The sequence below is a fragment of the Collimonas sp. genome (assembly GCF_039923675.1).
GTDB lineage: Bacteria > Pseudomonadota > Gammaproteobacteria > Burkholderiales > Burkholderiaceae_D > Collimonas.
Genome location: NZ_JBDTCG010000089.1, coordinates 74,117 through 86,471, shown reverse-complemented (window position 1 = coordinate 86,471; position 12,355 = coordinate 74,117). Strand labels below are relative to the sequence as shown.

Below are 12,355 nucleotides of genomic sequence, written 5' to 3'. Positions count from 1 at the left end.
TATTTCCTGTCAGAAATAACAGCTATTTTGGCAAGAAAAATAAGCGTAAGTTACCACATGACATTTCACTTTGTAACAATACGTAAATTAGATTGCGTATTTTCACATATGAAAATCATCGCCATCATCCTTGACGTCAATTGTCCCTTGTTTATTTTGCATCAATAGTATCAGGAGCAAACGATCCTGCTTGACGAATCGCTTGAACCGGATGTGATGGACGCCTTGGATAGCCGGTCGTGTTTTTGTTCGCGAAGTATCTGGTCACCTTATGAATTATCCACGCATCAATTTCAAGAGAGTGAGATACCATGAAACCAGTTTTACGTCACGTCGAAGGCCCGTTGTTTTTCACACTTCTACTCGCAGCTAGCTCAAGCGCTATCGCAGCCGACCGCATTGATCTTGAGAGCTACACCCCGCAAGCGCAAGCCGCAAAACAAAGCGGCCCGGTCAGCGTCCAAGCCTTTCTCGGGCTCGGTGCCGACGAGTTGAAACCCCTCCGCAGCCAGAACTACGCCAATGGCAAGGTGGTGACCCGCTACCAGCAGTATTTCCAGGGCGTGCCGGTATGGGACCAGGCGATTGTCGAGCGGCGTTCCGCGAACCAGGTGCAACCCGCGATGTCCGGCGGCCTGCTGCGCAACATCGAGAACGATCTGCCCAGCGCCAAGCCGGTCTACGCCGCCGCCGACGTACTGCTGCAAGCCAAGTCCGTTTCCCGCGCGGCAGTGACCGAAAATGAACAAACCAGACTGTATGTCCAGCTGGGCCGGAACAATGTGGCGCAACTGATCTATGTGGTGTCGTTCGTCAACAAGAGCGCCGCCAAGCCTAGCCGCCCTTACTACATCATCGACGCCAACACCGGCGCCGTGCTGAAGCAATGGGAAGGCATCACCCACTACGAAGCCAGCGGTCCCGGCGGCAATGCCAAGACCGGGCAATATGAATACCAGCCCGGCGGCAAATACGGCCCGCTGATCGTTGACAACAACTGCAACATGATCACCACCAACGTGGTGACCGTCGATCTGCAAAACGGCAGCAGCGGCAGCACGCCATTTCATTTCACCTGCCCGCGCAATACCTACAAGGCAGTCAACGGCGCGTTTTCACCACTGAATGACGCGCACTACTTCGGCAACGTGGTGTTCAATATGTATCAGGAATGGCTCAGCCTGCGCCCGATCAGCCAGACCCTGTACATGAAAGTCCATTACGGCAACAACTATGAAAACGCCTTCTGGGACGGCAGCGCCATGAATTTCGGCGACGGCGCTTCCACCTTTTATCCGCTGGTGGCGCTGGACGTATCCGGTCATGAAATCAGCCACGGCTTCACCGAGCAGAATTCCGGCCTGGTGTATAGCGGCCAGTCAGGCGGCATGAATGAGGCTTTCTCCGACATGGCTGGCGAAGCTGCCGAGAACTACATGAAGGGGAAGAACGATTTCCTGGTTGGCACGGAAATCTTCAAGGCCAGCGGCGCGCTGCGCTACATGGCCAATCCGACCCAGGACGGCCGCTCGATTGACAACGCCAAAAACTATACCAGCAGCCTCGACGTGCACTATAGCAGCGGCGTCTACAACAAGGCCTTCTACCTGCTGGCGACGACTGCCGGCTGGAGCACGCGCAAGGCGTTCGAGGTGATGGCGGATGCCAACCATCTGTACTGGACTGCCAACAGCACATTCAACCAAGGCGCATGCGGCGTCGAGAAAGCAGCCGCCAACCGCGGCTACACGGTGGCAGATGTCACTACGGCGTTCAGCGGGGTCGGGGTGAGCTGCAGCGGCGGCAGCAGCAATGTGCTGGCCAAGGGCGTGCCAGTCACCGGCATTGCACTGGCAACCGGCGCCGGCAAGGTGTATAGCATCGCCGTGTCGGCCGGCGCCAGGAACCTGAGCTTCCAGTTGTCCGGCGGCAGCGGTGACGGCGACATCTACGTCAAGTTCGGCAGCACGCCGACCACCACGTCCTACGATGGCAAATCCGACGGCAGCACCACTGCGGAAAACGTGACGATAAGCGCGCCTTCCGCAGGCACCCACTATCTGTTGCTGAATGCCTATCGTAGCATCAGCGGCGTCTCGCTGGTCGCCAACTACCAGTAAGCGTCAACTGGCAAAACCCCCGCCGGCAGCGTTTGCCGGCCGGGGTTTTGCTTTTTTATCGCCCCGCAGGTAAAGGTAATTCAAGTCCAGCTGGACGCGGAACTCTTGCCTATCTCGGCGGCGTTGGCAGCCACGGATCGATTGTAGCGCGACAAATGCGGCGCCAGCGTCGTCAATGCCAGGCAGGCGGCCTCCACCGCCCGACCCTGCAACAGGTAGGTGAGCGCCAGCACGGCGCGCGTTTCGTCGTGCAAGGCGTTGCCGTAGCCAGCCTCAGCGTAGCGTTGCAGCTGGGCGGTGAGCAGCGCTTCGCTCTCCTCCAGTTGTCCGAGCAGGCGCAAGGTGCTGCCTAGCTGAATGGAAGCGCGCGCCTGGCGATACGGATCGAGCCGCCCGCTTTTCAAGGCGGCGCGATACAGCGGCTCGGCCTCGGCTTCGAGCCCGGCCGTGTCACGGGCGCAAGCGCGCTCGAACAGCGCTGGAGCGTCATCTGCCATGCGCTCTCCTGCCAGCGCATCGATCTGCGTTACCAATTGTTCGCCAGAGATCGCGTCGCGCTCGGCCCACACCGCGGCGACCCGCGCTTCCCACCCGGACAAGCCGTCGCTCATGCCTTCATCGCGGCGAAGGCATTCTGCAAATCCTTCTTCAGATCGGCAATATTTTCGACGCCGACCGACAGCCGGATCAGCGAATCGCTGATCCCCAGCGTGGCGCGATGTTCCGCCGGAATCGTCGCATGGGTCATGATGGCTGGATGCTCGATCAGGCTTTCGACGCCGCCCAGGCTCTCTGCCAGCGCAAAGATCTCGCAACGTTCGAGGAAGCGTTTGGCGCCGGCCAGATCGGTGTTCAGATCGACCGAGATGATGCCGCCGTAACCTTGCATCTGGCGCTGCGCCAGCGCATGCTGCGGATGCGAAGCCAGGCCGGGATAATGGATGCGCCTGACTTCCGGCAGGCTTTCCAGCCAGTTGGCCAGTTCCAGCCCATTCTGGCAATGCCGCTCGACCCGCAGCGCCAGGGTCTTGATGCCGCGCAAAGCCAGGAAACTGTCGAACGGTCCGGCAATGGCGCCTACCGAGTTTTGCAGGAATCCGAGGCGCTCCAGCCATTCAGCCTGGTGCGGTTCGCGGCCGACCACGGCGATGCCGCCGATGATGTCGGAATGGCCGTTCAGGTATTTAGTGGTGGAATGCAGCACCACATCGAAACCGAGCGTCAGCGGCTGTTGCACCATCGGGCTGGCGAAGGTGTTGTCGGCCACTGCGATGATGCCGCGCTCGCGGCAGATCTTGCCGATCGCTTCCAGGTCGGCCAGCTTCAGCATCGGATTGGTCGGCGTTTCGACCCAGACCATCTTGGTTTCCGGCCGGATCGCCGCCAGCAGGTTTTTCGGGTCGACCAGGTTGACATAGCTGAACGACAGTCCGGCGCTGCGCCGGCGCACCTTGTCGAACAGGCGGAAAGTGCCGCCGTACAGGTCGTCGCCGGCGATCACGTGGGCGCCGGCGTCCAGCAACTCCAGTACATTGGCTGCGGCCGCCATGCCGGATGCGAAGGCGAAGGCTTGCCCGCCCTGTTCGAGGTCGGCGACGCAACGCTCCAGCGCCCAGCGCGTCGGATTATGGGAACGGCCGTAATCCAGCCCTTTGTTCACGCCCGGGCTTTGCTGCACGAAAGTCGAGGTGGCGTAGATCGGCGGCATGATGGCGCCGGTGGATGGATCGGGCGACTGCCCGGCGTGGATCACGCGCGTGGCGAAATGCATGCCGGCCGTGTGACCATGCTCTTTATCGTTGCTCATAACAGACTCCTTCGAAGATGATTGAGTAAATCGAAACGGGTGATCAAGCCATGGAACTGCTGATCGTCAGCGACGATGGCGACCAGGCCGCGCGCCAGCGTGCTGCGCAAGGCCGGCAAGCCGGCATCCGGCGCCAGGGTTTCTATGGCGCTGGTCATGGTGCTGCTTACCGGGTCGCGGAAATGGGCGGGATCGGCGGCAACCTTGAGCAGCAGATCGGACTCGTCGATAATCCCGACCACCTGCCGGCCCTGCTCCACCATCACCGGCAACTGCGACACTTCCGCGCTGCGCATGCGGTTGAATGCGGTCATCAAGGTATCGCCGGAAGTGACGCTGATGACGCCGCCTTCAGCGTAACGGCGGCCGATGATGTCGCGCAGGTCGCCAAGGATTTCACGCTTGAGCAAACCCTGGTCGCGCATCCAGTTGTCGTTGTATACCTTGGAGAGATAACGGGTGCCGGTATCGGCGACGATGGTCACCACGCGCTTGGGCGTGGTCTGCTCGCGGCAATAACGCAAGGCCGCCGCCAGCAAGGTGCCGGTGGAAGAGCCGCCGAGGATGCCTTCGGCTCGCACCAGTTCGCGCGCGCTGCGGAAGCTTTCTTCGTCGCTGATCGTGTAAGTGTGCTTGACGCCGGACAGATCGGCGATCGCCGGGATGAAATCCTCACCAATGCCTTCGACGGCCCAGGAACCCGGCGTCGATTCTATCTTGCCGGTATTCACATACTCCGCCAGGATCGATCCTTGCGGATCGGCCAGTACAAACTCCAGTTTGGGCTGCGCTTTGCGGAAGAAGCGCGTCAAGCCGGTCAGCGTGCCGGCCGAACCGACGCCGCAAACAATCGCATCCAGCCGTTGCTCGGATTGCCGCCAGATCTCCGGGCCGGTGCCCTGTTCGTGCGCCAGCGGATTATGCGGGTTATTGAACTGGTCGGCAAAGAAAGAACCCGGCATCTCGCTCGCCAGCCGCGCGGCGACATCCTGATAATACTCGGGATGGCCCTTGCCGACATCGGAACGGGTGATATGGACTTGCGCACCCAAGGCTTTCAGGTGCTGGATTTTTTCCACCGACATCTTGTCCGGCACCACCAGAATCACCTGATAGCCTTTAGCGCAGGCGACCAGCGCCAAACCAAGGCCGGTGTTGCCCGCGGTGGCTTCGATCACAATGCCGCCAGCTTGCAGGCGACCATCCCGCTCGGCCGCTTCGATCATCGACAGACCGATGCGGTCCTTGATGGAGCCGCCGGGATTTTGCGATTCCAGCTTGAGAAACAGCTGGCAACAGCCAGTATCCAGCCGGGTGACTTCGATCAATGGCGTGTTGCCGATCAGGTCCAGCACCGCTGGACGGCTTGCTAGGTTCATAGGCAGATCTTCCTGTCAGAAATACGGCAGCTGGCCCGCTGCCGGTCTTAGTTCAGAGGATCGACCTATCTTATCAGTTCTTTACCGAAACATTTTGGTGCGGGAAATTTATAGAAAGAGTGAGCAGCATTTGCTGCGGGCATAAAAAAGCCGGACGCAAACATCGCGTCCGGCCACTTCAACACTACCGCCTTAGCAGCAAGCTACGATCAGAACTTGTAGCTGCCGGTGAGATAGAACTGGCGTCCCAGTGGATCGGTGTAGCGTGCATCGTAACCAACCTGGTTGCCGCCGCCGGCAGTGACCAGCGACAGTGGCGGGGTACGAGCAAACAGGTTCTTGATGCCGCCTGTGATTTCGAAGCCTTTTTTCACTGTCAGCTTGGTTTGCCAGTCGAACGTGGTGTAAGACGCCACGTTGTGGTTAGGCATGTCGACATACGCACCGTATGATCCGTCAGGATTGACGATACGGACCGTGGCATCGCTGGCAGTATACGTTTCATCGTGATAGCCGGAACGGTAGTTGGCAATCAGCGTATGTGTCCAGGTATCCGATTGTTTCCATGAACCCGCCAGACGTGAAATCACACGGAACACCACGTTCTGGTTGGCGCCGTATTTGCCCAGGCTGCTCTGTATCCCGGTCCCAGGGAAATCCTGCTCTGCCTTGAGCATGTAGGTGCCGGTCCATTGCAGACTCATGTCGCCAATCGGGGTCTTGGTTTTGAAACTATGATCCCAGTCGATACCTTGATACCTTGCACTCGCCAGATTGATCGGCACTTCCGAGAAAGCGACGGTCGGCGAACCCGAAATCGGATCGTTGAACAGCGTGAACAGACTCGAATAAGTCTGCGGGTTGCCGAATGCAATGGCTTCCTGCAAGACGCTGATCTGGTTCTTGATGCTGACCTGCCAGAAATCGAAACCAATCGACAGATTGCGTGTTGGTTCGAGGCGGAAGCCAACGGTGCTTTGCTTCGATGTTTCCGGCTTCAGACCGGCGGAACCGGTGAGCGGGTTACCGCCTGCCAGCACATCGTACTGGGTCACGCCCTGGCAACCGGCCGCCCGTGGGTCAGGCGAAGAAAACGGGCATGCATAAGTGCCTGCCGTATTGCCGGCGAAGGTGATTGGCGAAGTGATCTGGGCCAGGGTCGGTGCCTTGAAGCCGGTACCGTAGGAACCGCGCACCAACAACGAATCTACCGGCTGCCAACGTGCGGAAATCTTGTACGTCGCTTTGCTGGAAGAGTTGCCTTGGGTTGAGGAACCGAGCGGATTGCCGGCTGTATCGAAAGTACTGTTGTTTTTCGCAGCATCGTAACTATCGTAACGCAGTGCGCCGGTCACATCCAGATTCTTCACCACAGGCAGCAGCAATTCAGCGAAGGTACCGTAGTTCTTCCGCTCTGCCGAGAATGGCAACGAGCCGCTGCCACCGCCGATGATGGTATCGGTATAGTCGGGCTGCAGCGCATTGGGGCCTTGCAGGATCGCACTTGGGCTGTCGGTATGCGATTCTTTGGTCGCCTCCACACCTAACCCGATTTGCGACATGCCGCCAGGCAGCTTGAACAAGTCATGCGAAGCATGTGCATTGAGAATATCAAGCTTCGAAGTCGCCTGATCGAGGGTCTGGTGCAAAACGGCCGGCGCCAATACAGCTACAGAAGATCCGGGCGGCTGGAACGGATCGTAGGCGCCAGCGTTGACGATACTGGTAAACGTGTTGTTGCTGGCATACCCGCCACGGGCATTGTCATAAGTTTTGTTCTGAGAATGAGTATAGGACGCGTTGTAATCCCATCCGAGTGCATTGCCGTCAACCCCGAACGCAAGGTGCAGTGCATCGGTCCGGTATTCATCTTGACGACCACCTGTATCAAACAGACGCAAGCCTATCGATGCGCTCGACACATTCGCCGGATCGATGCCAAGCTGCGCCAGATAAGGCGTGACATATTTGGTGTACAGTGCGCCGTTGACCGGCAAATTCAATGGCTGCGCCGGCGGTGCATACTGCGGGAAAATCGAGTATTTGGACAACATGGCTTCGCCGAACAGCGTGGTATCGCTATTGAGCTTCCAATTGCTCGACACGACAAAGCTGTCGCGCGTCGATTTCGGGATCAGTTCAACTGTCGCCGCATAGTTGTATTTGCAGTAATTCCCGGACTGGAAAGTATTCGGCGAGCAAACGCCGTTTTTCAGGAAATCCGGTGAAAACTGTGTGGCATTGTTATTCTTGTCCAGCACCGTGACGCCGGCTGGCGCCGTATTATTACTCAATTGATACAGCGCATAATTCTGGCCGCCGACACTGAACGGCACGATACCGCTGTTGGAGAAGCTGCGTTGATTGGCGTTGAGCGAACCTTGCTCATCATGGCTATACGCCAGCAATACGTTGTAGCCATCTTTATCCAGATCGCCAAAACCTTTTGAAATACCGACGTTGTAACTCTTGCCACCCGATTTGAGCGGTGAATTGTAGTTGCCGCTAATGACCGTCTCGGTGGAATTTTTCTTGAGGATGAAGTTGACGACGCCTGCAATGGCGTCGGAACCGTACAACGCCGAAGCGCCGTCGGTAAGAATTTCAACCCGTTCCACGGCTGACAGCGGAATGCTCGCGAGATTGACCGCGTAGTCATTGTTGGCGATCGCCGACTTGGCAATCCGCCGGCCGTTCAGCAGCACCAGTGTATAGCCCGAACCAATGCCGTGAATGGATGCGGTTTCCACCCCGGCGCCACCGCCGTTGACTGAACTAGATGCCGGAATAAAGCCCTGCATCGCAGGCAAGGCCTGAATCAGATCGGCGACACTGTTTGCGCCTGTCTTTGCAATATCTTCCTGAGTCAGCGTCTGAACTGGCAGCGCACCTTCCTTGGTGATACGCTTGATGGATGAACCGGTGATTTCAACGCGTTGCATCTGTTGCGATGAATCGTCCGTCTTTGTCTCCTGTGCCTGTACCGAGTGGGCCATCAATCCTAGCCCGACAACCACACCGCCTGAAAACATCAGCCGCAGCGTGCGAGGCAACGTTCTTTCTTTTATCATTACAAACTCCCTATGGGTAAGTTTCAGAGTAGAAATTTTAAGTTTTGTAAAAATCAAACAGATTTGTTAATCGCCTTTTGAGCGATGCAGCAGAAACCATGTACTCCGGAAAAGCAGGTTTCTTTTGCAGTAATGTCACTTCTTGCAGAGTTTTTCTGGTCGCACATTTTGTGTGCCACAAGAAAATATTTCCGCACAAACATACCCAAAGCAACATACGTGCCACAAAACATTCAACACTGAGACCATGCCTCTCCGCGCGGCTCACCAGCTGCAGTGCACCATTCGAAGGAGCGATTGCTCGGAACTTAAATTACCGCAAAGAAATTGATTTTGGAAAATGAAGTGAGGCGGCGTAATCCGCAAACAACAATAAGTCCCCTTAAAAAGTAACAAGCGTAAAATTTGTTTTCGCGGGGAACGATTTAGTGCATATTGTTGTCCCCGACTCGGAATTAAATTTTAATGTTATTTTTTTAACAGCAAACGGATATGGGGCTGCCGGCATGCTGAAGGCGCAAGCGGCCAGCGGTTTGCAAATGAATTTGCTGCACCTGCGAGATGCCTAAATGGGCAGTTTTGAAGGCGTGCCCAGAATTGGGAAGGGAAAATGCACCGAAAAGATCGTGCCGCCGGCGGCGCCGGGCTCGACCGTAATCCTGGCCCCGTGATCCTTGGCGATATCGCGCACGATGGCCAGCCCCAGGCCATTGCCGGCGACACTGTCATCGAGCCGGTGCGAGCGGTTGAAAATCGACTCCTGCTCCGAAAGTGGAATCCCCGGACCGGAATCTTCTACTGAAAAAATCCCGCCGTCCTTGCCTTGCAAGGTGCTGACCGTCACCGTGCCATCGCGCGGCGAGTAGCGGATGGCGTTATCCACCAGGTTGTCGATCAGGTCACGCAGCAGGAAATGATCGCCCATCACCCGTGTCGGGTGCAGGTTGAATCCCAGATCGATATTTTTCTTGTGCGCCTCTTCCACGAAATGCTGGATCGAACCTTCGACCAGCTTGTTCATTTCCACCACCCGCAACCGTTCTTTCTCGAACTTGGCCGGTTCGGCGCGCGCCAAGGTCAGCAACTGGTTGGTCTGACGGATCATGCGCTCGGTGGATGAAGTCATCAGGACGATCGAATGCGCGCTCTCCGGTTCATCCGCATGTTTTTGCAGCAGCCATTCCAGCTGTGTGCGGAAACCGGCCAGTGGCGTGCGCAGCTGGTGCGCCACATTCGCCAGGAAATTCTGCTGCGCCTTGGCATCCAGTTGCACCCGGCTCAACAAGCCGTTGATTGCCTTGACTACCGGGCTGAGCTCGAACGGCACCGGCTTTTCATCCAGCGCCGACAAATCGTCGCGGCTGCGTGCATTCAATTCCGCCTTCATTCTCTTCAATGGCAACAACCCCCTGCTGACCGCCAGCCAGATGACGGCAATCAGCACCATCGCCAACACCCCTTCCAGCAGCAATAGCGCCAGAAATATCACGGAGCGGATATGGGTGCGCTTGCGCAGCGTTTCAGCGACGCCGATGTAGACCGGCTGCTTGCCGATCATGGTTTTCAGGGCAACGATGCGCACCGGTTCGCCACGCACAAAGCCGTCGTAGGGCGTAGGATCGTTCAGTTCTTCGCGCTCGGGCAGCACCGGGAAATCGGCATCGCCCGCCAGCAGCTTGCCCTGCTGATTACGCACCACCAGGAAGATGGCGTCGAAATGATCGACCCGCAACACCTGTTCGGCCTGCTGCGACAAATCGATCTCGACTTGCGCGCCGCTCTCGTGCAAGCGCGGGATCATGGCCCAGCCGGCGTCGGCCAGGCTCTGGTCGAACGCAATCTGGGCCGGAATCCAGGCCAGCCAGTACGTCAGGCCGGCGCCGACGATGTTCACGCTCAGCAGCGGCACGATGAGCCACTTCAGCAAACTCATGCGGATGCTGGGCATGCTGGTTTTGCTCACGGCTCGATTTTTTCCAGCATGTAACCGAAGCCGCGTATGGTGCGGATTTCAATCCCCGCATCGGCAATCTTCAGGCGGATGCGCGAGATGTAGACCTCCACCGCATTCAAGGTCAGTTCCGCGCCCCATGGCAAAATGGCATCGATGATCTGCTGCCGCGACACCACCCGCGATGCTTGTTGCAGCAGATACTCCAGCACCGCCCACTCGCGTACCGACAATTCGATCTTCTTGCCATTGATTTTTGCACGGCGCGAAGAGGTATTCAGCGACAAGCCGCCAAGATGCATTTCCAATGGCTGCGGGGCACTACGGCGCAGCAGCGCACGCACCCGCGCCACCAGTTCCTGCGTCGCAAACGGCTTGACCAGATAGTCATCGGCGCCCAGCTCCAGCCCGTAGACCCGGTCCTGCACCGAATCGCGCGCCGTCAACAACAGCACCGGCACCTGGCTGCCACGCTCGCGCAAGCGACGGATCACTTCGAAGCCGTCGATCCCGGGCAAGCCGATATCCAGCACGACGACGGAAATTTCCGTACGCTGCAGCAGCGCATCGGCGTCATTACCGTTCTGCACCACATCGACCACCATGCCGTGACCCCTGAACAGGCGCAGGATGCCATCCGCCAGCACTGAATCGTCTTCTACCAAAAGAATATGCATTGCACCCTTCATTGCATCTGACTTCCGCGCCAAACCCTGATTTGGCTACCGATCATTGTCATTACTACAAGCCCCGACCATTTAGCGTCGATTTTAAACGCTCGCCACGTATTTGCGTTGATCCAGACACAGCCGTCCCGGGCAAACTACTGCAATAATAGTGCTTGACCTAGAGCGCACTCTAACTTCTACACTTTATTCCATGGCCACTACTCAGACGATTCAACAGGCTGCAGCAGCCACCGGACTCAGCATCCACACTTTGCGCTATTACGAAAAGATAGGTTTGATCGACCCTGTCCCGAGGCAAAGCAATCAGCATCGCTTGTACCGCCAGGAAGACATGCGCTGGATTGAATTCCTGCTCAGGTTGCGCGCTACAGGGATGTCGATACAACAGATGCTGCGCTATGCGGAGTTGCGCAGGCTTGGGGACCGCTTGGGAAGTGTGTCAGAACGCAAGGCATTGCTGGAACGCCATGCCGCAACGCTGGAAGCCGATCTTTTGGTGTTGCAAGACACCCTGGAGATGTTGCGCGGAAAAATCGTGCACTACGCCAGCCAGGAGGAACAGCTGAAGGCCAACGTGGACACATAACTTATCGGGAGCATCAAATGGAGCAAGTCGAACAAGTCGAACAAACGGAACAAAGTACTTACGAGCGCGGTTTGCAACGGTTAAAAGAGGTGGACGATATCGCCGGTGAAAAGGTGATCGACAGCCTGGCTGACATTTCACCAGATCTGGGCCGCTACGTGATTGAATTCGGTTTCGGTGAAATCTACTCACGGCCGGGGCTGAATTTGCAACAGCGCGAACTGGCGACGGTAGCGGCGCTGACAGCGCTGGGTACCGCCCAGCCGCAATTGAAAGTGCATTTGGCCGCAGCCTTGAATGTCGGCCTGTCGCGCTTGGAAATTACCGAAACGATCATGCAGATGGCGCTGTATGCGGGTTTTCCGGCGGCGCTGAACGGGATGTTTGCGGCCAAGGAAGTCTTTGCCGAACATGACCGGCTGGCTGCCTAACAGGCAAAACAACAGGCAAACCAGCACCAAGCAAGCAGCCGGACAGTCCGCATAGGGCGATTCCGGCTCACTCCGCTCGATCAAGGCGGAGCCGCAGCACAGATTCCCGGGATGCCGGCAGGCGACGTGACGTACGCGATTTTCAACTCACTCCCCAGATGGATAATCCGGAAAAATCTGCCATGCGGACACTCGATAAAATACCCGGCTGGCAAACGCTACGACCATGGTGGCGGCCCTCGCGGCACGTGTTCAACTGCTGTGACTGAAGTCTAAGGGAGCATCGGCGGCAACAGGAAATACCGATTCTGGATAGGGCCA

Annotated in this window: 9 protein-coding genes; 3 read left to right on the top strand and 6 right to left on the bottom strand. The window is 57.4% G+C overall.

Annotation, left to right across the window (positions count from 1 at the left end; all coding sequences use genetic code 11):
- Positions 1 to 311 precede the first annotated feature (311 nt).
- The gene (locus ABI171_RS19225) at positions 312 to 2,120 is read left to right on the top strand and encodes a M4 family metallopeptidase (protein WP_348094143.1); all 1,809 of its coding nucleotides are present in this window, start codon (positions 312 to 314) and stop codon (positions 2,118 to 2,120) included.
- An 80-nt stretch (positions 2,121 to 2,200) separates the two neighbouring features.
- Here ABI171_RS19225 and ABI171_RS19220 read toward each other — a convergent pair whose 3' ends face one another.
- From ABI171_RS19220 to ABI171_RS19195, 6 genes are all read right to left on the bottom strand, one after another.
- Entirely contained in the window at positions 2,201 to 2,731 is a 531-nt protein-coding gene (locus ABI171_RS19220; RefSeq protein ID WP_348094142.1) for a tetratricopeptide repeat protein, read from the bottom strand.
- A complete protein-coding gene (locus tag ABI171_RS19215; RefSeq protein ID WP_348094141.1) occupies positions 2,728 to 3,927 on the bottom strand; it encodes a PLP-dependent aspartate aminotransferase family protein in 1,200 nt (399 codons plus the stop codon). The genes ABI171_RS19220 and ABI171_RS19215 overlap by 4 nt, the downstream gene beginning before the upstream one ends.
- Positions 3,924 to 5,306 carry a cystathionine beta-synthase gene (locus tag ABI171_RS19210; RefSeq protein WP_348094140.1) on the bottom strand — a complete coding sequence of 461 codons (1,383 nt, stop codon included), beginning with the start codon at positions 5,304 to 5,306 and terminating at the stop codon, positions 3,924 to 3,926. Before ABI171_RS19210 ends, ABI171_RS19215 begins: the two co-directional genes overlap by 4 nt.
- A gap of 209 nt (positions 5,307 to 5,515) precedes the next feature.
- Positions 5,516 to 8,377, bottom strand: a complete 2,862-nt coding sequence (locus ABI171_RS19205) for a TonB-dependent receptor (protein WP_348094139.1) — start codon at positions 8,375 to 8,377, stop codon at positions 5,516 to 5,518.
- 565 nt (positions 8,378 to 8,942) lie between these two features.
- The gene (locus ABI171_RS19200; RefSeq protein ID WP_348094138.1) at positions 8,943 to 10,340 is read right to left on the bottom strand and encodes a sensor histidine kinase; all 1,398 of its coding nucleotides are present in this window, start codon (positions 10,338 to 10,340) and stop codon (positions 8,943 to 8,945) included.
- Complete coding sequence (locus tag ABI171_RS19195) at positions 10,337 to 11,005, bottom strand: response regulator transcription factor (RefSeq protein WP_348094137.1); 669 nt, start codon at positions 11,003 to 11,005, stop codon at positions 10,337 to 10,339. The genes ABI171_RS19200 and ABI171_RS19195 overlap by 4 nt, the downstream gene beginning before the upstream one ends.
- Positions 11,006 to 11,207: 202 nt before the next feature.
- Here ABI171_RS19195 and ABI171_RS19190 point away from each other — a divergent pair, with 202 nt between their 5' ends.
- A complete protein-coding gene (locus ABI171_RS19190; protein WP_348094136.1) occupies positions 11,208 to 11,603 on the top strand; it encodes a MerR family transcriptional regulator in 396 nt (131 codons plus the stop codon).
- Positions 11,604 to 11,620: 17 nt separating this feature from the next.
- On the top strand, positions 11,621 to 12,034 hold the full coding sequence (locus ABI171_RS19185; protein WP_348094135.1) for a carboxymuconolactone decarboxylase family protein: 414 nt from the start codon (positions 11,621 to 11,623) through the stop codon (positions 12,032 to 12,034).
- Positions 12,035 to 12,355: the final 321 nt, after the last annotated feature.

Coding starts and splice junctions, on each gene's coding strand:
- ABI171_RS19225 (WP_348094143.1), top strand. CDS start 312: ATGAAACCAGTTTTACGTCACGTCGAAGGCCCGTTGTTTTTCACACTT.
- ABI171_RS19220 (WP_348094142.1), bottom strand. CDS start 2,731: ATGAGCGACGGCTTGTCCGGGTGGGAAGCGCGGGTCGCCGCGGTGTGG.
- ABI171_RS19215 (WP_348094141.1), bottom strand. CDS start 3,927: ATGAGCAACGATAAAGAGCATGGTCACACGGCCGGCATGCATTTCGCC.
- ABI171_RS19210 (WP_348094140.1), bottom strand. CDS start 5,306: ATGAACCTAGCAAGCCGTCCAGCGGTGCTGGACCTGATCGGCAACACG.
- ABI171_RS19205 (WP_348094139.1), bottom strand. CDS start 8,377: ATGATAAAAGAAAGAACGTTGCCTCGCACGCTGCGGCTGATGTTTTCA.
- ABI171_RS19195 (WP_348094137.1), bottom strand. CDS start 11,005: ATGCATATTCTTTTGGTAGAAGACGATTCAGTGCTGGCGGATGGCATC.
- ABI171_RS19190 (WP_348094136.1), top strand. CDS start 11,208: ATGGCCACTACTCAGACGATTCAACAGGCTGCAGCAGCCACCGGACTC.
- ABI171_RS19185 (WP_348094135.1), top strand. CDS start 11,621: ATGGAGCAAGTCGAACAAGTCGAACAAACGGAACAAAGTACTTACGAG.